At 65.7% G+C, this 19344-nt stretch carries 27 protein-coding genes, 2 tRNA genes and 1 pseudogene; 8 read left to right on the top strand and 22 right to left on the bottom strand.

Going from position 1 to position 19344, the window contains the following annotated elements; translation table 11 throughout:
* The first annotated feature begins 66 nt into the window (after positions 1 to 66).
* The 3 genes from AC5ZH6_RS15935 to AC5ZH6_RS15925 are packed head-to-tail and all read left to right on the top strand — an operon-like array spanning position 67 to position 3888.
* Complete coding sequence (locus AC5ZH6_RS15935) at positions 67 to 1188, top strand: tyrosine-type recombinase/integrase (RefSeq protein WP_496167486.1); 1122 nt, start codon at positions 67 to 69, stop codon at positions 1186 to 1188.
* Positions 1185 to 3443: a tyrosine-type recombinase/integrase gene (locus tag AC5ZH6_RS15930; protein ID WP_496167484.1), complete on the top strand. Its 2259-nt coding sequence runs from the start codon at positions 1185 to 1187 to the stop codon at positions 3441 to 3443. The genes AC5ZH6_RS15935 and AC5ZH6_RS15930 overlap by 4 nt, the downstream gene beginning before the upstream one ends.
* Positions 3433 to 3888, top strand: a complete 456-nt coding sequence (locus tag AC5ZH6_RS15925; RefSeq protein ID WP_496167482.1) for a DUF6262 family protein — start codon at positions 3433 to 3435, stop codon at positions 3886 to 3888. Before AC5ZH6_RS15930 ends, AC5ZH6_RS15925 begins: the two co-directional genes overlap by 11 nt.
* Here AC5ZH6_RS15925 and AC5ZH6_RS15920 read toward each other — a convergent pair.
* The 6 genes from AC5ZH6_RS15920 to AC5ZH6_RS15895 all read right to left on the bottom strand — a co-directional run bounded on the left by AC5ZH6_RS15920 (position 3854) and on the right by AC5ZH6_RS15895 (position 6022).
* Positions 3854 to 4147: a transposase gene (locus AC5ZH6_RS15920; protein ID WP_496167481.1), complete on the bottom strand. Its 294-nt coding sequence runs from the start codon at positions 4145 to 4147 to the stop codon at positions 3854 to 3856. The two genes, AC5ZH6_RS15925 and AC5ZH6_RS15920, sit on opposite strands and share 35 nt — an antisense overlap.
* An 84-nt stretch (positions 4148 to 4231) precedes the next feature.
* Complete coding sequence (locus AC5ZH6_RS15915) at positions 4232 to 4432, bottom strand: hypothetical protein (protein WP_265076623.1); 201 nt, start codon at positions 4430 to 4432, stop codon at positions 4232 to 4234.
* 70 nt (positions 4433 to 4502) lie between these two features.
* A complete protein-coding gene (locus AC5ZH6_RS15910) occupies positions 4503 to 5231 on the bottom strand; it encodes a hypothetical protein (RefSeq protein WP_265076622.1) in 729 nt (242 codons plus the stop codon).
* Entirely contained in the window at positions 5231 to 5389 is a 159-nt protein-coding gene (locus tag AC5ZH6_RS15905) for a helix-turn-helix domain-containing protein (RefSeq protein WP_265076621.1), read from the bottom strand. The genes AC5ZH6_RS15910 and AC5ZH6_RS15905 overlap by 1 nt, the downstream gene beginning before the upstream one ends.
* Before the next feature lie 309 nt (positions 5390 to 5698).
* Positions 5699 to 5771 (bottom strand) — tRNA-Asn (locus tag AC5ZH6_RS15900).
* Positions 5772 to 5945: 174 nt separating this feature from the next.
* Positions 5946 to 6022: transfer RNA gene (locus AC5ZH6_RS15895), tRNA-Ile, on the bottom strand.
* A 124-nt stretch (positions 6023 to 6146) separates the two neighbouring features.
* Between AC5ZH6_RS15895 and AC5ZH6_RS15890 the strand changes: the two genes are divergently transcribed.
* Entirely contained in the window at positions 6147 to 6572 is a 426-nt protein-coding gene (locus AC5ZH6_RS15890; protein ID WP_265076620.1) for a pyridoxamine 5'-phosphate oxidase family protein, read from the top strand.
* Between the two features lie 19 nt (positions 6573 to 6591).
* Here AC5ZH6_RS15890 and AC5ZH6_RS15885 read toward each other — a convergent pair whose 3' ends face one another.
* Together AC5ZH6_RS15885 and AC5ZH6_RS15880 are read right to left on the bottom strand one after the other, a co-directional pair.
* A complete protein-coding gene (locus AC5ZH6_RS15885) occupies positions 6592 to 7344 on the bottom strand; it encodes a GntR family transcriptional regulator (RefSeq protein WP_006371488.1) in 753 nt (250 codons plus the stop codon).
* A pseudogene (locus tag AC5ZH6_RS15880) lies at positions 7304 to 7393 on the bottom strand (acyl-CoA dehydrogenase family protein); the annotation flags it as partial. The pseudogene AC5ZH6_RS15880 and the gene AC5ZH6_RS15885, both read right to left, overlap by 41 nt.
* A 114-nt stretch (positions 7394 to 7507) precedes the next feature.
* Between AC5ZH6_RS15880 and AC5ZH6_RS15875 the strand changes: the two are divergent.
* Positions 7508 to 8368: an Rv1363c family protein gene (locus tag AC5ZH6_RS15875; RefSeq protein ID WP_496167479.1), complete on the top strand. Its 861-nt coding sequence runs from the start codon at positions 7508 to 7510 to the stop codon at positions 8366 to 8368.
* Here AC5ZH6_RS15875 and AC5ZH6_RS15870 read toward each other — a convergent pair.
* Complete coding sequence (locus tag AC5ZH6_RS15870; protein ID WP_211544517.1) at positions 8352 to 9539, bottom strand: TetR/AcrR family transcriptional regulator; 1188 nt, start codon at positions 9537 to 9539, stop codon at positions 8352 to 8354. The two genes, AC5ZH6_RS15875 and AC5ZH6_RS15870, sit on opposite strands and share 17 nt — an antisense overlap.
* A 183-nt stretch (positions 9540 to 9722) precedes the next feature.
* On the opposite strand from AC5ZH6_RS15870, the gene AC5ZH6_RS15865 reads away from it, so the two are divergent.
* From AC5ZH6_RS15865 to AC5ZH6_RS15855, 3 genes are all read left to right on the top strand, one after another.
* Complete coding sequence (locus tag AC5ZH6_RS15865) at positions 9723 to 10550, top strand: enoyl-CoA hydratase-related protein (RefSeq protein ID WP_265076618.1); 828 nt, start codon at positions 9723 to 9725, stop codon at positions 10548 to 10550.
* Between the two features lie 90 nt (positions 10551 to 10640).
* Positions 10641 to 12278: a fatty-acid--CoA ligase FadD5 gene (gene fadD5 / locus AC5ZH6_RS15860; protein WP_496167478.1), complete on the top strand. Its 1638-nt coding sequence runs from the start codon at positions 10641 to 10643 to the stop codon at positions 12276 to 12278.
* Positions 12279 to 12302: 24 nt separating this feature from the next.
* Positions 12303 to 12518 (top strand): hypothetical protein, encoded by a 216-nt coding sequence (locus tag AC5ZH6_RS15855; protein WP_265076616.1) that lies wholly within the window; start codon positions 12303 to 12305, stop codon positions 12516 to 12518.
* On the opposite strand, the gene AC5ZH6_RS15850 is transcribed toward AC5ZH6_RS15855, so the two are convergent.
* The 13 genes from AC5ZH6_RS15850 to AC5ZH6_RS15790 all read right to left on the bottom strand — a co-directional run bounded on the left by AC5ZH6_RS15850 (position 12515) and on the right by AC5ZH6_RS15790 (position 19075).
* On the bottom strand, positions 12515 to 13015 hold the full coding sequence (locus tag AC5ZH6_RS15850) for a hypothetical protein (protein ID WP_265076615.1): 501 nt from the start codon (positions 13013 to 13015) through the stop codon (positions 12515 to 12517). The two genes, AC5ZH6_RS15855 and AC5ZH6_RS15850, sit on opposite strands and share 4 nt — an antisense overlap.
* A gap of 133 nt (positions 13016 to 13148) precedes the next feature.
* Entirely contained in the window at positions 13149 to 13826 is a 678-nt protein-coding gene (locus AC5ZH6_RS15845; RefSeq protein WP_265076614.1) for a recombinase family protein, read from the bottom strand.
* Positions 13827 to 13853: 27 nt separating this feature from the next.
* On the bottom strand, positions 13854 to 14009 hold the full coding sequence (locus tag AC5ZH6_RS15840) for a hypothetical protein (RefSeq protein WP_265076613.1): 156 nt from the start codon (positions 14007 to 14009) through the stop codon (positions 13854 to 13856).
* A gap of 7 nt (positions 14010 to 14016) precedes the next feature.
* Positions 14017 to 14178 (bottom strand): hypothetical protein, encoded by a 162-nt coding sequence (locus AC5ZH6_RS15835; protein ID WP_265076612.1) that lies wholly within the window; start codon positions 14176 to 14178, stop codon positions 14017 to 14019.
* Entirely contained in the window at positions 14175 to 14528 is a 354-nt protein-coding gene (locus AC5ZH6_RS15830) for a hypothetical protein (protein WP_265076611.1), read from the bottom strand. The genes AC5ZH6_RS15835 and AC5ZH6_RS15830 overlap by 4 nt, the downstream gene beginning before the upstream one ends.
* Positions 14525 to 14863: a hypothetical protein gene (locus tag AC5ZH6_RS15825; RefSeq protein WP_265076610.1), complete on the bottom strand. Its 339-nt coding sequence runs from the start codon at positions 14861 to 14863 to the stop codon at positions 14525 to 14527. The genes AC5ZH6_RS15830 and AC5ZH6_RS15825 overlap by 4 nt, the downstream gene beginning before the upstream one ends.
* A 151-nt stretch (positions 14864 to 15014) precedes the next feature.
* Entirely contained in the window at positions 15015 to 15359 is a 345-nt protein-coding gene (locus AC5ZH6_RS15820; protein WP_265076609.1) for a hypothetical protein, read from the bottom strand.
* Positions 15359 to 15547: a hypothetical protein gene (locus tag AC5ZH6_RS15815; protein ID WP_265076608.1), complete on the bottom strand. Its 189-nt coding sequence runs from the start codon at positions 15545 to 15547 to the stop codon at positions 15359 to 15361. The genes AC5ZH6_RS15820 and AC5ZH6_RS15815 overlap by 1 nt, the downstream gene beginning before the upstream one ends.
* A complete protein-coding gene (locus AC5ZH6_RS15810) occupies positions 15544 to 16074 on the bottom strand; it encodes a hypothetical protein (protein WP_265076607.1) in 531 nt (176 codons plus the stop codon). Before AC5ZH6_RS15810 ends, AC5ZH6_RS15815 begins: the two co-directional genes overlap by 4 nt.
* The gene (locus AC5ZH6_RS15805; RefSeq protein WP_265076606.1) at positions 16071 to 16262 is read right to left on the bottom strand and encodes a hypothetical protein; all 192 of its coding nucleotides are present in this window, start codon (positions 16260 to 16262) and stop codon (positions 16071 to 16073) included. Before AC5ZH6_RS15805 ends, AC5ZH6_RS15810 begins: the two co-directional genes overlap by 4 nt.
* Positions 16262 to 16576 (bottom strand): hypothetical protein, encoded by a 315-nt coding sequence (locus AC5ZH6_RS15800; protein ID WP_265076605.1) that lies wholly within the window; start codon positions 16574 to 16576, stop codon positions 16262 to 16264. Before AC5ZH6_RS15800 ends, AC5ZH6_RS15805 begins: the two co-directional genes overlap by 1 nt.
* Positions 16577 to 17151: 575 nt before the next feature.
* Positions 17152 to 17349, bottom strand: a complete 198-nt coding sequence (locus AC5ZH6_RS15795) for a hypothetical protein (RefSeq protein WP_265076604.1) — start codon at positions 17347 to 17349, stop codon at positions 17152 to 17154.
* Between the two features lie 376 nt (positions 17350 to 17725).
* A complete protein-coding gene (locus AC5ZH6_RS15790) occupies positions 17726 to 19075 on the bottom strand; it encodes a recombinase family protein (RefSeq protein ID WP_265076603.1) in 1350 nt (449 codons plus the stop codon).
* Positions 19076 to 19344: the final 269 nt, after the last annotated feature.

Here is a 19344-nt window from a genome sequence, read left to right as displayed (position 1 = left end):
GGATGTAAACGACACGCCGGTCGAGATGCCGGGAAGTGTGCCGTAGACAGGTTATCTTTGGTGTCCATGACGAGCCGTAGTCTGCGAGTGCAGTCGGTGGCGATGCCATTCGGCGATTCGGAATCGTGGACGGTTGTCGATCGCGATTCATCGGTGGTGGCACCGATCGAGGGGTTCTTGTCGCATCTGCACGCGATCGAACACTCACCGAACACCGTCAAGGCCTACGCGTATGACCTGCGGGACTGGTTCGAGTTCCTGAACCAGCGCGCACTGGTGTGGTCGCGGGTGCACCTCGAGGATGTGGGCCGTTTCGTTGCGTGGCTGCGACTGCCGCTGGTGGCACGGGCGGCCGGCGTGGCCGCTTTGCCGACCGCGGAGAGCGTGTGCTCGGAAGCGACGGTGAACCGGAAACTGTCCGCGGTGTCGGCGTTCTACGAGTTCCATCAACGTCACGGCGTGGATCTGGGTGATCTCCTGACAACCTGGCAACGGCGCGAAGTGCACGGTGGGTCATGGCGTCCGTTGCTGGCGCACTTGGGATCTCGACTGGAACGTACCAAACGGATCCGGCTGCGGGACGATCGGAGCATTCCCGACACGCTCGACACCGATCAGGTCTCGGTGATCGTGGCCGCGTGCGATCGGCTGCGGGACCGGTTCCTGCTCGTCCTGCTCGCCGAGTCCGGGCTTCGGGTGGGTGAGGCATTGGGGTTGCGGCACAGTGACATCGACGCTGCATCTCGGCTGGTGTCGGTGGTGCCGCGTGTGAACGTGAATCGGGCGCGGGCCAAGAGCGGACGATCCCGGCAGGTACCGGTACCAGCCCGAGTGATCCGCCTCTATGCCGACTACCTGCACGGCGAGTACGGCGACCTGGACAGCGACTACGTGTTCGTCAACCTGTGGTCCGGTCGGATCGGGTATCCGCTGACCTATCCCAGTGTCTACGACTTGGTCTGCCGGATCCGGTCTCGGACCGGAATCCGATTCGGTCCGCACACCTTTCGTCATTCCTATGCGACGGAGTTGTTGCGTCGCGGGGTGCCGGTGGAGGTGGTACAGCATCTGCTCGGACATGCCTCGATCGCCACCACCAGCGACGCCTACGCACACCTGAAAGTCGAGGATGCGCGGCGAGCGTTGGTGGCAGTGGGCTGGCTTCCGGAAAAGCAGGAACAACAATGAGTGCCGAGGCGGCGGCGAGGACCCTCGTTCCCGCAGCGGCGCGACAGTTGACGTCCGTGGTACGCCCGGAGTTCCGCGTCGATGTGTTGGTGCCGGCAGTCGGTGATCCGATTCTCGGCACGCCCGCGTGCATGGTCCGGGGATGCGTGCACTCGAGCCGTTACGGCGGGCTGTGCCTGGCGCATCGTCATCGGTGGACGCGTGCCGGCCATCCGGACCGACAGACCTGGGCAGCCACCGCGGATCCCGAGGTGACAGGCCATCGACCGCTGCAGTCGTGTTCGATCACCGAATGCGGGTTCGGTCAGCATCGGTATCAGCTGTGCTACAAGCATTCCCGAGACTGGGACAAGGCAGGACGACCACCGGTGGCGCAGTGGCATCCGCACGTGGACGGCGAACAGACTACGATCTGCGCGATCCCGGAATGCCGCTTGTGGGCCGAGTTGGGACAAGGCTGGTGTCGTTCCCACCATGTCCGCTGGCGCCAACGGGGCCGCCCACCTGTCGACGAGTTCATCAGCTACTGCGCCCACTACGGCGAGGACCGATTCGATCTGCGAGCGATGCCACCGCACCTGCGGCTCGAGATCCAGTACACGCTGCAATGCCGGGTCGATACGCACCGGACCCGCACCACACCACGCTCGATCAAACCACTGTTGGACCATCTGGCCACCTCCGGTGTCGAATCGCTGCTCGAGCGTTCACTGACCGAGTGGCTCGCCGGGCTACCGGCCTCCGCCGCGACCAACTCGCCTCGAGCATTTCTCGGCTTCGCGATCGAGCGACTGCACGACCTGCGCGACGACACCGGATGGGACGGTGAATACCGGCGAGATGTGTGGCTGCTACGGCGGCTCGGCATCGCCGCCGGGGACGATGCTCGATGCGATTTCACCCCTGTGCACCCACCATGGCTCCGTGAGCTGGCCAAACGCTGGTGCCGCTGGCGGATATCGTGTGGGCTCGGGGTGGGTCAGCTGCGCAAGGACCGGATCGCGCTGGTGCGACTGTCACAGCTGACACCCGGGTTGACCACGGCGCCCGGCCCGGCGCATCTCGATCGGGCAGCGTTGGAGGGATACCTGGCCCGACTCGCTGTCGAGGTTCCCCACCCGAAGACCCGCAGTAGCGACATCAGTTCCGTCGCCGGGTTTCTGCGTGCTGTCCGTCAGCACCGTTGGGCGTCGTTGTCGGCCGACGCCGAGTTGTATCCCAGTGACCATCCTCGCCGCGACGAGACATCCCGGCCACGGTTCATTCCCGAGTTCGTCATGAACCAGATCGAAAGCACCGACAACCTCGACCGGATCGCCGACCCTCGGATCCGGCTCCTGGTGGAGATCCTCATCCGCACCGGCCTGCGTGTAGGCGATGCGACCCGGTTGCCTCTGGACTGTCTGATTCGAGACCGACAGAGCGCGGTCTATCTGCGCTACCGCAACCACAAGATGCGACGCGACGCGATCGTGCCCATCGACGACGAGCTCACCGCCATGATCGAGGCGCAACAGGCACGCACCCGGCAGCGGTTCCCGACCACCGCGGTGTTGCTGCCGCGCACGACATCCAACCCCGACGGCCGGTTGCCGATGCCCACCGCCACCTTCGTCCGCCAGCTCGGACTCTGGCTTGAAAGTAGAAATATCACAGACGAACTCGGAAGTCCGGTGTATGTCACCGCACACCAGTTCCGGCATACCTACGCGACTCGACTGATCAACAACGAGGTGCCTCAGGAAGTGGTCCGGCGTCTGCTCGATCACACCAGCCATACGATGACCGCGGTCTACGCACGCCTGGCGGACACCACCATCCGTGAGCAGTGGGAACGCGCCCAGAAGATCAACATCCGCGGCGAACCCGTCGACACCACCATCGACGGCCCACTCGCCGATGCCGAGTGGATGAAACAGAACCTGTCCCGAGCCACCATGGTCCTTCCGAACGGCTATTGCGGTCTGCCACTACAGAAATCGTGCCCGCATGCCAACGCGTGCCTGACCTGCCCACTGTTCGTCACCACCGCCGAGTTCCTACCGCACCATCACAAACAACTCGACGACACCCGAACGCTGATCGCCCGCGCCGACGCGGACGGCCACACCCGTCTCGCCGAGATGAACCGCACCGTCGAAACCAACCTGCTCACCATCATCACCACCCTCGAAGGTGACAGTCACTGCCGCTGCGGTGAGGACCCCGCGACCGATACATCCTGCTGCCGAGAGGGATCATCCGATGCCGACTGACAACAGTCACCACCTCGTCGCAGCCGCCCAGCGACGCCGAATGGACACTCTTGCCCGTGCCCGACGAACCCTGCATGAGCTCAAGGAGACCGGGAAAAGGTTCACTGTCACCGACATTGCCGCCCGCGCCGGAGTCTCCCGGGCCTGGCTCTACAACCAGGCCGAGTTCCGCGATGACATCCGTCGCCTCACCACCTCGCCGGCGGTCCCGGCCGCCACCGTCGGTATCGAGCGGGGGTCGGATGCCTCACTGCGGCAGCGTCTCGCTCTCGCGCACGTTCGCATCCGCGAACTCGATACCGAAAATCGTGAATTGCGCGACCAAGTCGCCCGGCTCCACGGCCAACTCCGCACTCATCGCCTCGAAGCAGGCAGTGTCATAGACACTGTTCATGACACGAACTCCCTGTTCAACCATTCAAACGACCGAACAGACCTGAGATAACATTGGCCCGCCGCAGCTCGCGGTTCTCCCGCTCCAACTGCGCGATCCGGTCGGCATCCTCGGTGGTGGTGCCCGCCCGCACACCGCCGTCGATCTCAGCCTGACGAACCCAGTTGCGCAACGCCTCGGGATGCACCCCGAGCTGATCGGCAATCCGCTTGACCGCGCCGCGCGAGGACTCCGGGTCCCGTCGCGCTTCCACCGCCATTCGGGTAGCCCGCTCCTTGAGTTCCTCACTGTACTTGCGTGGTGCTGCCATGCTCTCCATCCTTCACAGGTTCGAGAGCCTCCGACAAACCCGGGGCGGTTCACACCCACGGGTCACTGCGGTCGAGAGGGTGGTTCACAGGCACCATCCATCGTCGGTGGTTGGGCATCGCTTACTTGGACCGGCAAGCGCCATCTTCGACTCTCGGAGCAGGTAGAAGAACAGGTCGTCCGGCCCGTCGCACTTCGCGCCGCGTTGGTGCTTGCCTTCGTAGGCGATCCCCGGCGAATGCTTGTAGAGATGGACCTCGCCGTCGTAGCCCGCTCCCCACGCCATCGGCACCCCAGATGCTCCGCAGCGTGGACAGTGATCCACCACGACTCCCGTTGTCACATATGTCATTTCTTCAGTACCTCTTCCCATTTCGGATCATGACAGCGCCGTCGGCCACGCTGGTGGTGCCCGCGACGATTCGCTGGCGGATTGCGTCTGCCACCATGACTGTTCGGTCGCCCTCCGCGATGTCGATGCCGATTCGTTCGCAAAGGCGAAGGTCGATTGGCCTAGCCGCGCTGTTGATCTCGATTGTGTCTCGGCTCTTGCCCGCGACGGTCATCAGACGGCGTGCCATGTCTGCATCGTCTGCCAAGGTCCGCGTGATGCTCTCGGGACTGTCCTCATTGACGAAGTGGCGCTTGGTCATCTCCGGCTTCTCCTTGCGTAGCTGTTCCTCACTCATTGGAGGTGGCTTCGGCCTGGACTTGTACCGCTTACCGTCGGTGCCGGTGATGGGTGCGGGGTCGGCGGCAGGTGTCTGGTTTCCGGACAGCTCACGAGTGGTGTTGTTGACCGTCTGTTTGTTCAGCCCGGTCGCACTCGCGATAGACCGGATCGACAACCCGGATTCACGTAGTGACGCAACGACTTCCGATCGTTCTTCACGTGGTAGTCGAAGTCTCGAAGACCCAAACTCGCGGGTGCAGTAGTCATCCCACGACGTGTAGCCGAGGGATTGCCATGCGCGTTCCACATACGCTTGCTTGATCAGCTCCCACACAGCGTCAACGCCGACCTTGATGCGGTCGGTGAGCGCCCGTGCGTCAGTGGCAGGCAGCACGGCCACGTCTGCCTGCATCACGCCACCTCGCGCCCGAACACCTCGCCGAAGAGAGTCCGGGTCTCGACGCGTAGGCAGCGCCCGAAGTAGCGTGCCCTGACCTCGCCGCGTTCGATAGCGCGTCGGATGGTTCGCGGATGCACATCGAGAAGTTCGGCGGCACGGTCGACCGTCACGTATGGTCGCTCGCGTTCCAAAATGTCCTGCATGGTTCTCGCTTCCCATCGGATCTCCTGCGTCGGCAGGGATCACCCCAGTTGGGTGTCTAAGAAGCGAGGGGTCGCCGTGGGGCGCGGTCTGTCAGGTCATGTCTCCCAGTGTATGGAGACCAGGGGCGAGGAGACCACCAGCCGGGGCCGTGTCCGTGTGGGTTTAGCCCTGACGGAGCGATGCGGGAGTAGGGGCTGGATGGATAGCCCACGGCATAACCCACGAGAGGTATCAAGACAAAGAAAAAACCGCCCGTGACCAGGCGGTTTCTTAAGCTCCCCCAACTGGACTCGAACCAGTAACCGTTCGATTAACAGTCGAATGCTCTGCCAATTGAGCTATGGGGGACTGCTCGGGTGGTGCCGTTGTCACCCCGTCGGGGCGGCATCAGAACCGAACGCTGACTCTAGCGCATGGATCGGGCAAAGAACAAAACGCCAGTTCGCGGGTACCTTCTGGTGATTCCGGGTGATCCTGTGCCCGGTTGCCGGCACAAGATCACCCGGAACTGCGGCTGGGTGATGGTGGGGCGGGCGGGGCTCGAACCCGCGACCTACGGATTATGAGTCCGCGGCTCTAACCGACTGAGCTACCGCCCCGGTGGGCATCTCGTGCCCGAGCAGCGACATTACCCCACGGCCTGCGTGCGTCGCCCTCGCTGTGTCGCTGACGAGGCCGTCGCTGCTTGACGCATCCGGCAGGCCGGGGGCCTACCCTGGTGACATGGCTCTGAGTATCGAAGAACGACAAGCTTTTCTGGCCGAGCCCCATATTGGTGCGCTCTCGATCGAGGCGGGTGCCGACCGCGCTCCGCTGGTGGTGCCGATCTGGTATCAGTACACCCCAGGCGGCGACCTGTGGTTTCTGACCGGAGCCGATTCACGCAAGATGCGCCTGCTCGACACTGCCGGACGCTGTTCGCTGATGGTCGAGCGTCTCGACCCGTCGATCCGGTACGTCGCGGTGTCCGGGCCGGTGATCGACTCCGTACCGGGTACGCGTGCCGATCTCGTGGAGATGGCCGCGCGATATCTGCCGGCCGAGAAGGTGGACGGCTATGTCGAGTTCGCCGCCGCCGAGCACGGTACCCAGACCCGCGTGACCGTCCGGACAGATCAGTGGGTCTCGGCGGACCTGGGGAACGTCTGACCCTACGTCCAACGCGATTTCAGCTGTCGACGTCGTTCCAGATGCCGGTCTGCTCAAGGTGTTTCACCAGTCGCTCGGCGCCGTCGTCGAATTGGCGGCGGGTCTGAGCGATCACCTCGTCGCGATCGCCGGCGCGGTAGGCCGCGATCAGTCGGTCGTGACTGTCCACGGCGACCTCGCCCCATTCCGGGTCGGAGGCGTAGAGCTGGGTGGGGGTGTAGCGCGCCGCCGAGAGCAGGAACCAGGCGAGTTTCTTCCCGGCCGCGATCACGTTGTGGCGCCGGTGGAACTCGAATTCCGCGTCGATGATGGCCGCCGTGTCGCCGGAGGCCACGGTCGAGCGCAACTTCTGGTTACACCACTCGAGGTCGGCGATTTCCTCGGAGGTGATCACCTCGGCGGTGCGCAGAGCGAGCTTCACCGCGATCTCACCTTGCAGCCAGAAGAGGTCGTCGACGTCGATGCGGTCGAGATCGGAGACCCGGTAACCGCGATGAGGCTCGAGGCTGACCATTCCCTCACCGCGCAGCGTGAGCAGGGCCTCGCGGACCGGTGTCACGCTCACCCCGAGCCGCTCGGCGGTCTCGTCGAGGCGGATGTACTCGCCGGGCCGGAAGTCCGCGGTCATGATCAGGTGCCGCAGATGCGCGGCGACCTCCTCGGACAGCTGCGGGCGGCGGCGCAGGCGCGCACGGTCGTCGGCGCCGCCCGCGCGACCTTCCGGACGCTCGGACGCCGAGGGTCGTGCCGATGATGTCGCGCTGGATTTCATTGGTGCCACCGTAGACCGTCGAGGTGAGTGCGCCACGCATTCGGCGTCGGGTCGAATCCGGGTGCGTGCGTCGCCCGTGGATCATCACGGCCGCCTCCGAATCATATGTTTGATATGTCTGCCCGTGACCGGCGCCACAGATACTGCCGCTACATTGGTGGCCATGCCCAAGTCAGCACGCCGATCAACGCAGAGTTCTCCAGTGGACGAGAGCTCGCTCGCCGGCGATGGCGATGAGAGTGAGACCAGGGGAGACGTCGACACCGTAACAGCGGGCGAGGACTCGGTCGGTGCAGGTGAGCGTGCCGGATCGGGGATCTCGGAACCCACGCCGCTCGACGGCGAGGGCTTCCTCGAGGCCAATCGCCGCGAGCGCGAGCGGTTGCGCGCCGACGCCGAACGCAAGGCGGCCCGCTCGTCGGACCCGGATCGGGTGCCGCGCAAACTCGGTGACGACGAGTCGGCTGCGACGTCGGGACCCGCACGGCGCCGGCGCCTGACGGTGGGCGGGAGCCGTGCCCTGTTCGCGGTGGTTGCGGTGCTCGTCGTGCTCGTGGTCGGACTCGGGGTGTCCACCGGTGTGCTGGCCTATCGCCTGCACAGCGCCGACAGTGCGGCGGCCGCCGGGCCGTCCGATGCCGACCGGAAGACCGTGATCGACACCGCCAAGAACTACGCCGCGACGCTGACCACCTACGACTCGTCGAACTACGGCGATCTCGACGCGCGTATCCTCCAGATCTCCACCCCCGACTTCGCCAAGACGTTCATCGCGTCCTCGCAGGACGCCCGAGCGGGTAACGCCAACGCCAAGGGAGTCTCCAAGGCCACCGCCGCACACGGGGGTATCGAGTCGATGAGCGCCGACAACGCCGTCGTGCTCGTCAGCCTGGATCAGACCATCACCTCACCGGAGCTGACGAGCGAGGTGCCCCAAGGCATCCCGTATCAGTCCAGGGTGTTGGTGACGCTCACCAAACAGGACGGACGCTGGATGCTGGCGGGGTTCACGGTCGTCGAATAACTGACCGGGTCAAGAGAATTCGTCGACCGATCGCGTCGATGCGAGCCGGCGCGGGCGGCTGGGAGCCGCGAACCAGATCGGCGACGACCGCCAGTTCGGCATGGACCAGGAAGCGCGCTCGGCTCGCGTCGACGTCGGGGTGCGCCCGACATACCCAGGCTGCCCACTCCTCGACGTTGCGGCGTTGCTGGGTGCGCAGCGCGGTCCGGGTACGGGCCTCGAGATGGCCCGCTTCGGACAGGTAGACGGTCATCAATTCCGGTGCAGCACAACATAGGTCGATGTAGCGCCGCACCATGTGCGCCACTGCGTCGGCCGGCGTCCGCGACGCGGCGAGGGCGTCGGCGATACTGGCGGTGGTACGGTCGGAGGCTCGCCAGAACGCTGCCTCGAGAATCGCCACCTTGCTGGTGAAATGCCGGTAGACCCCGGAGGCCGGGATGCCCGCGGCCTGCCCGATCTCCTCGATCGTCACGTCGTGGAAGCCTCGGACGGCGAACAGGGCGATCGATTCGGACAGGATGATCTCGCGTCTGCCCGTCGGGGAGAGTCCGGGTCCGGTCACGGGATCCGACGCGGCGGATTCGAGGAGATCGAGGTCGAGCAGGCTCATCGCCGCGTCGCAGAGCAGTTGTTGCACCTCTGGTGCCGGCAGAGTGGCCCGATGGGTGGCGGGGCTGGCCACGACACTGGTCATCGCGGCGGCGAGGGTGTCGGCGTCGTCGCGGTCGAGATCGGTGCGCGCGCGCAGAATCGCCGACCGGATACGACGATGCTGTGCGATCACCACCGCACGCACGTGTGCGGCGTCGGCCCCGCTCAGATACCGCGATTCCCAGCGATAGAGACCGCCGGTGCGCCGGTTCTCGATCGAGGTCGCCGCGATGGCTGCCAACAGTGCATGCAACTCCCGGCGTGGATCGGTCTCGGCCGGGACGTCCGAGGTGGCTGCGGCGAGACGGTCCGCCAAGACCGTGGTGGCCTCGGCGAACAGGGCGTATTTGTTGGGGAAGTGGCGATACAGCGCCGGTGCCGACACGTCTGCGGCCTCGGCGATGTCGTCGAGACGGACCGCGTGATAGCCGCCATCGCTGAACGCACGCGCCGCCACCTCGATGAGGTGTTTGCGGCGATCGACCGGCCGCCGCCGGGGCGTACTCCGGATGGTCACGTCGACAGCGTAGTCGGATGGTTCATTCGCAGAGACGATCCAGGAAAATTTCACGAAAACTGCTGCTGAAGCGCTTGTTGATAAAATATATGTTAATCGATATTCTCGTGATTCAGATCTCATGGTGGTGTACCGTGAGGCCTGCGCCCGCAGATGCGGACAGCGGCGAGAGTCAGGAGAGCGGTGAGCGAGAACACGACGATCGACGACGTGGCCGGCGGGGCGCAGGAGGCTCCCGGCGTGATCGAGTCACTCGACGACAGGGGCGTGGCGCGGCTGACGATCTCGCGGCCCGAGCGGATGAACGCCCTCGACACCGACGCCAATCGACGCATCGTCGAGGCATTGACGAAGTGGACGGCCGACGACTCCGTTCGCGTGGTCGTCATCGATGGTGCGGGAGGCAGTTTCAGCACCGGCGCCGACGTCACCTCCATCGCTCACGGCGGTGGCCTCGACGGACTGGGTCGCGAGCAGGCGCACGGGATCATCGCCTCCGGCTCGGATCTGGCCCGCGCATTGCGTGCGGTGCCCGTGCCGGTGATTGCTTCGGTCGACGGGGCCGCGGCGGGAATCGGTGCCTCGCTGGCACTGGGCGCCGACCTGATCTATGCCACCGCCCGGTCGTACTTCCTACTCGCCTTCATCAACATCGGTCTGATGCCCGACGGCGGGGCCTCGATGCTGGTGGCCGCCGCAGTCGGTCGGGCGCGCGCCAATGCGATGGCACTCCTTGGCGAAAAGCTCCGGGCGCCTGCGGCATACGACGCCGGACTGGTCACCGAGGTCCTCGAGGACCGCGCAGCACTCGACGCGAAGGTCGCCGCAGCGGTCGACAAACTCGCGGGTCTGTCGCCCTCGGCGGTGCGTCTGACCAAGGCGGCCCTCGACGCGCACACGATGCCCGGCTTCGAGCCCGCGATCGAGCGGGAACTCGACGGGCAGACCGAGTTGCTCCAGTCGCCGGAATTCCGCGCGGCGCTCGCCGCCTTCACCGGCCGACGAGGCTGATCCCCGGACCTGCCGCCGAGCACAGGCGCCGCACGTACATCATTGCCGCACAAGCGTATCCGCGAAGCACACCAAGGAGAGAACGCCACGATGACCGCCACGATCGACAACACCGCCGACCTCACCACCGAACCACTCCGGTCTCGTCGTAACCATTGGAACAACCAGGTCCGCCGGCATGCGTTCATGAATCCCGACGGGCCGGCCCTGAAGTTCCTGGGCACCCTCACCACGTGGAAGCAACTCGACGAACGCACGCGCGGGTTCGCCGCCGCACTGAGCCGACGCGGCGTGGGCTTCGGCGACCGCATCCTGCTGGTGTTGCTGAACCGCTCCGAGTACGTCGAGGCCGTGATGGGCGCCAACCTGATCGGGGCCATCCCGGTGCCGGTCAACGTCCGGATGAGTCCGGCGGAGATCGCGTTCCTGGTCAACGATTCCGGTGCCAAGATCATCATCACCGAGTCCCTTCTCGCGCCGCTGGCCGACGCGGTGAGTGCCTCGACCGGGGCGATCGACGCGACGATCGTCGTCGGTGACACCGACAACCCCGCGCACCTGAAGTTCGAAGACCTCGTCGCCGAGGATTCGTCGGATCTCCCCGAGATCGACGTTCCCGAGGAGTCGGTCGCACTGATCATGTACACCTCGGGTACCACCGGAAAGCCCAAGGGCGCCATGCTCACCCACCAGAATCTGCAGGCCCAGGCCGTCACCTGTCTGCAGGCGCTGAGTACCCGACCCGACGACGTGGGCTCGTGTGTGGCGCCGATGTTCCACATCGCCGGACTCGGCGCGATGGCGCCGCTGATCTACATGGGTGCGCTGTCGGTGATCCACCCGCTCGGGGCCTTCGACCCCGATGACATGCTCGACACCCTCGAGCGGGAGGGCACCACCTCGATCTTTCTGGTCCCAGCGCAGTGGCAGGCGGTGTGTGCCGCGCAGCAGGCCCGGCCCCGCGATCTCAAACTGCGGGTCATCAGCTGGGGTGCGGCCCCGGCGTCGGACACGGTGCTGCGCGCGATGAACGAGACCTTCCCGGACGCATTGAACGTCGCGGTGTTCGGCCAGACCGAGATGTCGCCGATCACCTGTGTCCTCGAGGGCAAGGATGCCCTGCGCAAGATCGGTTCGATCGGCAAGGTGGTGCCGGCCGTCACCGCCCGCGTCGTCGACCCGGAGATGAACGACGTCGCCCCCGGCGAGGTCGGTGAGATCGTTTATCGCGGTCCCAACATGATGATCGGCTACTGGCAGAACCCGCAGGGCACCGCAGATGCCTTCCACGGTGGCTGGTTCCATTCCGGAGACCTCGTCCGCCAGGACGATGAGGGCTTCCTCTACGTCGTGGACCGCGCCAAGGACATGATCATCTCCGGCGGAGAGAACATCTACTGCGCCGAGGTCGAGAACGTGCTGTTCGGCCACGAGAAGATCGCCGAGGCGGCGATCATCGGTCGCGCACACGAGAAGTGGGGCGAGGTGCCGGTGGCCGTCGTCGTGCTCGCCGAGGGCGTCGACGATCTGACCCTCGACGACCTCGAGCCGTACCTCAACGAGAATCTGGCCCGCTTCAAGCATCCCAAGGACCTCGTGATCGTCGACGAACTGCCGCGTAATGCCGGCGGCAAGGTCGTCAAGCCGACGCTTCGATTGCAACTACGTAAGGACGAGAACGGTGAAGCAGGCCAGGACGCCGGAGGGGTCATCCCTCGGAACGCATAAAGCCGCAGGCCAGGGCGGTGCGCAATGACCACGCTGGCAGACGTATTCGAGAACTGGGCGGCAGTCGCCGGGATTAACGCTGGCGAGGTCATCGTTGCCCCGTGGCAGATCCCCGGCGAGGGCCCGGTGCTCACTGTGACCACCGACCCCACCACCGCCGAGGCGCTTGTCGACCTCGACGTCGACCGCGCACGTCGCTTACGTGATCTCCTCGATGCCTGGATCAGCAAGGTCAGTTAGCCATCTGAATCCCTCGGAGTCCCAAACGAGGGCCCAAGCAGTTCATCGGCGAGCGTCCACCCGTCGCTACTCCGCTTCCTTCGGACGCGTTCTAGTCGAGCAACCTCGACTAGAAGAGTCGCCAAGACAATAACAGCGAGGGATAGCAGTGCCACGAGCAGCGCTAGAACAAGACTGGTGTACGCCCCCGCACCGTGCTTCAAGATCATTGTCAGCGCCAGGCCGACTAGACACAAGCCGAGCAGTCGCCTGTAACCCTTGTTAAAAGCTCTAGCCTCACGGCGACTCCACTCAGCTCTCGCGAACTCGGCCAATTCACTCTGAACGTGCCTCGTAATTAGCGTTACAGAAAAGCGGTCGCTACCCTCCAGCGACTTCAGTAGTTCAATATCTCGCTTCAGCCGAGTCCTGGAGTCGAACGCCTCCATCCGCGTGACCAGGACACCCACGAGCGCAACTGCAACCGCACCGACGGCGGCGATAATGGCTGACCACATGCGAAGAATGTACCTTGCCCATACCGGGCAGGGGGGTCTCTCGTAGTCTGTTGTGTCACAACGGAATCGGTGACCGAGATCCGTTGTGCCGCAATCGATCCTGCGTGCGCCGAACGCGTTGTGCGACAGGCGGTTACGCCAGCGCCGCAGCATCCTGCGAGTTCAGCACCGCGCGCACGGTCGACGCGTGCCAGGTCGCACCGCCGCGCACGGTCGGGACACCGGCCTCGGTCAGCTCGGCGGCGATGGCACGCAGCGACAAGCCGCGCGCCTTGGCCTCGACGACACGACTGGTCACCTCGGCGGGGGTCTCAGACGGACGGCCCAGACGCACACCCTGGGCGCGCTTGACGGCGAGCGCATCCTTGGTGCGCTGCGAGATCAGGCGGCGCTCCAGCTGCGAGAACACGATCATCATCGACGCGGCAGCTTCACCCGCAGGCGTGGTCTGGTCGATCGCGAGATCGGCCGAGAGGATCTGCCACTGACCACGGGTGGCCGACTCCAGCAAGCGCGACGCGTCAGCGACCGACCGCGACAGGCGGTCGAGCTTGGCGACGATCAGCGCCTCGGCCTGACGCGACTCCATCGCGGCGACCGCGTCGGCCAGGCCCGGGCGGTTGGCGATGGCCTTGCCCGAGATCCCTTCGTCGGCGTGCCATGCGACGATCGTCAGGCCGCGACGAGCAGCCTCGGCCTCGATGGTCGCGCGCTGCGCGGCGAGGCCCGCGCCGCTCTGGGCTTGCTCCTCGGTGGACACGCGGACGTAGCCGAGGGCGGTGTTAGCGGGGGCGGTGCGGCGCTTGCTCATGCCCCTAGTGTACACGAATTGGGCGTTTTATGTACACCCGTCAGGATCGGCCACCCGACGCAGCGCCTCGATCGCGCCCTCGATCGCCGCGTGCTCGGTCGGCGTGATCTCGATCCCTTGCTCTTCGACGCGGGCAAGCAACGTCGAGAGTTGGGCGGCGATGTCGGCAGGGTCAGCGGTCACGGGTGAATCATTCCACCTCGTCGGCGACCACCGTCAGTGCAGCGACCATGCCTGAGATATAGGCGTACTCGGACGGCGTCGCATCGACACGACCCGCCTCGATGTCACGCAGCACAATCGACAGATTGCGCGCCGACTCACGCGCGCGGTCGCGGTATGGCTCGCTCACCCGAGTGCCGCCTCGACGGCGTCGAGCGCCTGGGCCAGCTCCGCGCGGTCACCCGAGTTCAGGCCGTCCGACCAGCAGTGACGGCCCAGGGCCATGCGCAGCAGGACGAACCGCTGGCGCGCGTCGGCGAGCAAGCGTGCCTCGGTGGTCGGGCGGTTCAAATTGTCGAACCACAGGCCGCTGGTCTGGGCGTAGGTGATCCGATCCATCACCGCCCGCAGGTCCGTGAGGACCGAGGCCACCGCACGGCCTGCCTCGGTGGTCGGGGTCGGCTCGATCACATCGTCCCGGTAGTTGATCTGACCTGAAATCACCTGTGCGAGTTGGGATATCGCGTCGTGAATTGTCATGTGTCACTGTCCTTTTGGCGCATCTGCGCCTGTAGTCGACCGAGCATCGAAATGGCCTCGGCGGTGGCATCCTGCGCACCGCCTGCCGCGTGCTCGGCGACGCGTGTCAGCCGCTCGACGGCGTCGGCGAGATCTCGCACCGCCTTACTGTTGGGCAACTCGGTCACCACCGACTCGACCCCGTCACGCGTGACAACATGCTCGGTTGCTTCGTCCCACAACCGTTTACGCAACTCGATCGCGTCGGCGAGGGCATGTTCGGCGAGCAATCGACGTTGCTCTCTGATCCGGTCGGCGTGTGTGCTCGCCAGTACCGGGGTCGGGCCCCAGTACATTCCCTCACGCCGAGACCATCGCGAGAGTTCAGGCTGAGACAGACCTAGTCGCTTGGCGGTCTGGTTCTGTGACAGACCCTCGGCGCGGCACTGCCGGATGGCCTCGGCGTCGTCGTCGGTCGGGACACGCGCGCGCGCGGGGATTTATGGCTCATCGGCGCTTACCTCCACACGCCTTGCAACTCTCCCGATCACCCCAGTGCGCCCGACCCTGACGGACAAGCATCTCGATCAGGGTCGGGTCGTTAGCCGCCTGGGCCTGCCGGGCGATGGCCGATGCGGCGGTCGGCTTCGGGCGGTGGTGGGTCGGGCGCGCGGCGGGCACCACGCCACCCCGGGCAAGGCCAGGAATGAACGCGAGAGGCGCGCTAATGGTGTCGGCCCAGAACTTGCCAACGGCCCGCACGCCCTCGACGGGGTCAGGGTCATAGGCAACCCGTGTCGGCAGCATCAAACCGTCGAGAAAGTCCTCGGAGTCGACGAACCAACCGCTCATCAGATCTCATCCCCCAGCAGGTGCAGTGTGCCCGTGTCCCGCGCGGCGGCCAGGCGGCGCACCTTGCGGGCACAATCCAGAAACTCGGCCTTGTCGGCGGGATCACGGCCCGCGAAATACATCTGGAGGGCCGCACTACCCTGCGCCGCCAGGGCGTGAATCAGCCCCTTGGCCTCATCCTTGGTCATGCCCGCCCCCAACGGCGCGCAGCTGACTTGCGCGCGCCCTCACGGGCGACCGCAGCGCGCCTATTGTCCTCGGCCATCTTCGCCTTGCTCGGTGCCGACTTGGCGGAGCGGATCTGGTCAACGCTCTTGGCGGTGGCCTGCGAGGCCGAGCGGGCCAGGATGCGGCGACCGACTACCGAGAGCTTCGACGAGTCGACGACGACATGCTCGGACCCGCACGCAGGGCACGTGTCGGTGCCCTTGGTGGGCCCATCACCCGGGCGCGGCGCAGCGTTCGCGCGCACCTTGTCCGCCAGGTCGAGGGCGTCGACCCGGGCGCGGATGTCACCGACCGCACCAGCCTTGCGCGCCTGACGCTGCGCGCGTAGGGCGTCGATCTCGGTGGGGTCGGCGTCGGCGGCGAGCATCTGCGCGTCGATGTCGGCGGGTGCGACGCGCGAACCACATGCGGGGCAACGTGTTTGCTCGGTCGGGGTCGGGGACTTGGCCGGCGAATCGGCCTTACTCGGGGACTTCTTCGGGATCACTTTTCCTCCTTGGTGGGACATTCCTTGCGGGCCTCGTCGAGGGCATCGACGAGTGCGGTGGCGAATGAGCGGGCCTGGGTGACCGTGAGGCACAAGCGCAAGCCGATGACGCGGACATGGATGGGGTGCTGCCCACGGACGAACTCGACACGCGGGCTCTGGGACTCGGCGGCGGGGCGAACCTTCATCAGTCGCACCTCTCGGCCACGCCCGCCGACCGGGCGATCTCGCGAGCAAGGGCGAACGCGTCGTCAGGGTGCAGAACCGCCCGGGCGTCGTCGAGCTCCAGGACCACGCGGGCCTGTGTCGTCGCGTAGACGTGCAGAGCGTCGTTGTCGGTGGGCATCGCGGTGACGAGATCCACCTCGTCGGCGGCACGGTCGGCGAGCATCGCATCCATCACGCGACGAGCGATCACCCGGTCACGCCAGGCCCGGATGCGGTGGGCGGTGCGGTAGGTCCACCTACGCGTGCGGGTGAGCCAGTAGTCGAGCTTGGGCAAGTCAATCCTCCCGAAGTGTTGTTGTATTGCCCACTCTCCCAACACGTTTCCCGTTAGAGGGAGCAGAGGGAGCGAGGTTGAGCAGGGGTTACCCTCTCGGTCGCATGGACTAAAAGGGTGTGCCCCGTCGTCGGTCGCTTTCGGTATTGCGTCGGCGTCGCGGAGGCCACAGGCACGGGGATTACTCGCGCCCCAGGACCGGGATACTCACATGAGCGACTACAGCAGCCACGCTGTCCCCGTCCGGGTCTGCCTTCACCGGGTGCGCTCATGCGATCGGAAAAACCATGCGGCTCTAACCCGCGACGACTCCGGCGGCTAACCGGATCACCCTGGTAATCTTGGCCGTAGGGCGCACACGGCACGGCACGTCGCAAAATGTCCTAAGGCATCAACTCGATGCACACGAGACCCACCGCGTGGCGGTGGGTCTCGTCGTTTGTCGGCAGGGGCAAGCCCAGATCCTCGATCGCATCGCGCGCCTGCTGGTCGACTGAGGGGCGCGAGGGCTCATTGCTGGGCCCGGGTGCGCGCTCAGACGGCCTGAGACGGGTGATCGGGTGTGTGGGCATGGGTCAGGCCAGAAGTGCGCTCAGACGGGCGATCTGGTCATCGGTGAGCTTGGGGGCGCGACTCAAGTTCCGCTCGATCGCGGCGGCGATGTTCGCCTCGGCGAGATCTCGGCGGGCGTCGGCCACCTGGTCGCTGTCGGGCCCGCACTTGCGACTCAACGACGCAACGCGGCACTTCGCATGTGTGACAGGGGATGCCAAGACAGGACTCCGTAAGGGGACGAGAACTTGACGGCAGGGATGCACAACCGTCGGGCAGTTCCGTTCTCGGTTCTCTTGCCTTACGTTCCACAACCGCTCACATGCCCAGAGTGATCGGCCCGAGGCCCACAGGGGACCCGTCCTGAGAGTACAGCATCATCGGCGTGATGGCATTGAGATATGCTGCGCCACAGCGTGTCTCGATGACGATAATGGATCAACCGCAGGTCAGGGACGCAGGTGAAGCGACGCGTGACGTCACGCGTGACGTATCGTTACCGGCATGGACCGCTTGTCGTGGATCGAACGGAAGAACCGGCCTCCCCTGCCCGATCGCCGCGTCATCCTCGACGAACCGAACGACATCAGGCCGCTGTCAGCGCCAATCGATGCGGACCCGGGCCGGATCGAACGGGGCGCGGCCGGTTGTGGGGGAGCGGTCGATCCGCACGGTCAGCAGGGTCGATAGAACCTCGCGCCGAATGTCCAGAGCGAGTGAGGGCCACCGTTGGGCGATATCCGGCCCGATGACCCGGGCTACCGGAGAACCGGCGGATGCGGCCATTTGGGCGGCCAGTTCCTCGCGCTGCGTCGTGATCGTCCGCGTGATCTCGGTGAGTTGCGCCCCAGTGATCAACCCGTCCGCGAACATGCGCGCGGCCTCGTTTGCCCGCTCACGTAGCGCAGACTCCTGCGCGACGAGGTGGCCAGTGTTCGCCTCCCGGGGCTGGAACACGCGAGCGGCGTCGGCCTGCGCCAAGCGGCCCACAAGCAGGCCCTCGACGTAGGGGTCGACAAATTTTCGGGAGACCGAGACGTGACGGCGGCACCGGTAGGACTGCCTGTCGCTGGCGTACATCGGTTCGTCGCAGACCCCGCAGCGGTACAGGTACGAACCGAGGTAGCGGGGCACGTTGCCACCGTGGCCGGTCGACCGCGACGGGTCGGCGAGTATCGCCCGAGCGGCTTCGCTGATCTCGGGCGTCACGATCGGCTCCCAAGTGCCTTGACCGATCACCTCACCCTTGTGCACCCGCAGACTTGCATACCGGGGATTGCTTAGGATCCCCTTGATAGTTATTGCGGCCCAAGGCTTTCCGGTGACGCTGCGAATTTCGCGGTCGTTCAGTTCTCGCACCAGCGACCGAAGCGAGTGCCCCGACAAGAATCTCTCGAACAGTTCGGCGACCACGGGCGCCTCGGCGGGGTCGAGATCTGCGCCGCCGGGGCGGTAGCCGAACGGCCGGGTGCCACCGTGCGGCTTGCCTGCCTCGGCGCGTTCCTTCGATGCTCGCGCGACCCGCTCGGCCCGGTGTTCGCTCTCGTACCGGGCGATGGTCCCCAGGTTGCGCGCGTGCATTCGGCCGGACGCGGTCGCGAGGTCGAATTGTCCCGTGGTCACCGTGCGCACTTCGACCCCGGTGCGCTCGATCATCGTGACCAGCGCCTCGAACTCGATCGGGTGGCGGGTCAGCCGGTCCGGGTGCCATGCGAGCACTATGTCGACCACACCGGCCTCGATGTCGCGGCACATGCGGTCGAACTCCGGGCGGCGCTTGCCTTGGTACGCCGACCGCGAGTTATCGCTGTAAACGCCGGAGACTTCCCACCCGTTGGCGTCGGCGAGGGCGCGGCAGTCCTGCTCTTGGCGGGCGACCCCGGCCCCGTCCCTGCGATCGTCGGAAATGCGGACGTAGAGGGCGGCACGACGTTGCTCAGGGCTCATGGCATCAAGTGTGTCACAATCGGAGAGTCGGGAAGCCGACGCTGCGATCGACCTACGGCAGCAAGGACGCCGGTCTGGCCAACTGAGCCGACCGCTTCCATGAACGCGGGGTGGACCCCGGTCGTGAGGTGATGTGCCACGCGCATCACGTCGTCGACCGGGGTCTTCTTCGTGGTCGTCGACCGGTCGGTGGTCCACGGCCAGGTCAAGATTCGCAGATTCGAAAACTGAAACACGTTACAATCCAAAACTGGAACACGTTACAATTC

It is taken from the genome of Gordonia sp. YC-XJ4 (assembly GCF_059511865.1).
This window is presented reverse-complemented; position numbering and strand designations above follow the sequence as displayed.

Coding starts and splice junctions, on each gene's coding strand:
- AC5ZH6_RS15830 (WP_265076611.1), bottom strand. CDS start 14,528: ATGACAATTCACGACGCGATATCCCAACTCGCACAGGTGATTTCAGGT.
- AC5ZH6_RS15935 (WP_496167486.1), top strand. CDS start 67: ATGACGAGCCGTAGTCTGCGAGTGCAGTCGGTGGCGATGCCATTCGGC.
- AC5ZH6_RS15850 (WP_265076615.1), bottom strand. CDS start 13,015: ATGTGGTCAGCCATTATCGCCGCCGTCGGTGCGGTTGCAGTTGCGCTC.
- AC5ZH6_RS15920 (WP_496167481.1), bottom strand. CDS start 4,147: ATGGCAGCACCACGCAAGTACAGTGAGGAACTCAAGGAGCGGGCTACC.
- AC5ZH6_RS15845 (WP_265076614.1), bottom strand. CDS start 13,826: ATGAGCAAGCGCCGCACCGCCCCCGCTAACACCGCCCTCGGCTACGTC.
- AC5ZH6_RS15820 (WP_265076609.1), bottom strand. CDS start 15,359: ATGAGCGGTTGGTTCGTCGACTCCGAGGACTTTCTCGACGGTTTGATG.
- fadD5 (WP_496167478.1), top strand. CDS start 10,641: ATGACCGCCACGATCGACAACACCGCCGACCTCACCACCGAACCACTC.
- AC5ZH6_RS15790 (WP_265076603.1), bottom strand. CDS start 19,075: ATGAGCCCTGAGCAACGTCGTGCCGCCCTCTACGTCCGCATTTCCGAC.
- AC5ZH6_RS15875 (WP_496167479.1), top strand. CDS start 7,508: ATGCCCAAGTCAGCACGCCGATCAACGCAGAGTTCTCCAGTGGACGAG.
- AC5ZH6_RS15890 (WP_265076620.1), top strand. CDS start 6,147: ATGGCTCTGAGTATCGAAGAACGACAAGCTTTTCTGGCCGAGCCCCAT.
- AC5ZH6_RS15930 (WP_496167484.1), top strand. CDS start 1,185: ATGAGTGCCGAGGCGGCGGCGAGGACCCTCGTTCCCGCAGCGGCGCGA.
- AC5ZH6_RS15825 (WP_265076610.1), bottom strand. CDS start 14,863: ATGTACTGGGGCCCGACCCCGGTACTGGCGAGCACACACGCCGACCGG.
- AC5ZH6_RS15910 (WP_265076622.1), bottom strand. CDS start 5,231: ATGCAGGCAGACGTGGCCGTGCTGCCTGCCACTGACGCACGGGCGCTC.
- AC5ZH6_RS15915 (WP_265076623.1), bottom strand. CDS start 4,432: ATGGCGTGGGGAGCGGGCTACGACGGCGAGGTCCATCTCTACAAGCAT.
- AC5ZH6_RS15855 (WP_265076616.1), top strand. CDS start 12,303: ATGACCACGCTGGCAGACGTATTCGAGAACTGGGCGGCAGTCGCCGGG.
- AC5ZH6_RS15925 (WP_496167482.1), top strand. CDS start 3,433: ATGCCGACTGACAACAGTCACCACCTCGTCGCAGCCGCCCAGCGACGC.
- AC5ZH6_RS15815 (WP_265076608.1), bottom strand. CDS start 15,547: ATGACCAAGGATGAGGCCAAGGGGCTGATTCACGCCCTGGCGGCGCAG.
- AC5ZH6_RS15805 (WP_265076606.1), bottom strand. CDS start 16,262: ATGAAGGTTCGCCCCGCCGCCGAGTCCCAGAGCCCGCGTGTCGAGTTC.
- AC5ZH6_RS15885 (WP_006371488.1), bottom strand. CDS start 7,344: ATGAAATCCAGCGCGACATCATCGGCACGACCCTCGGCGTCCGAGCGT.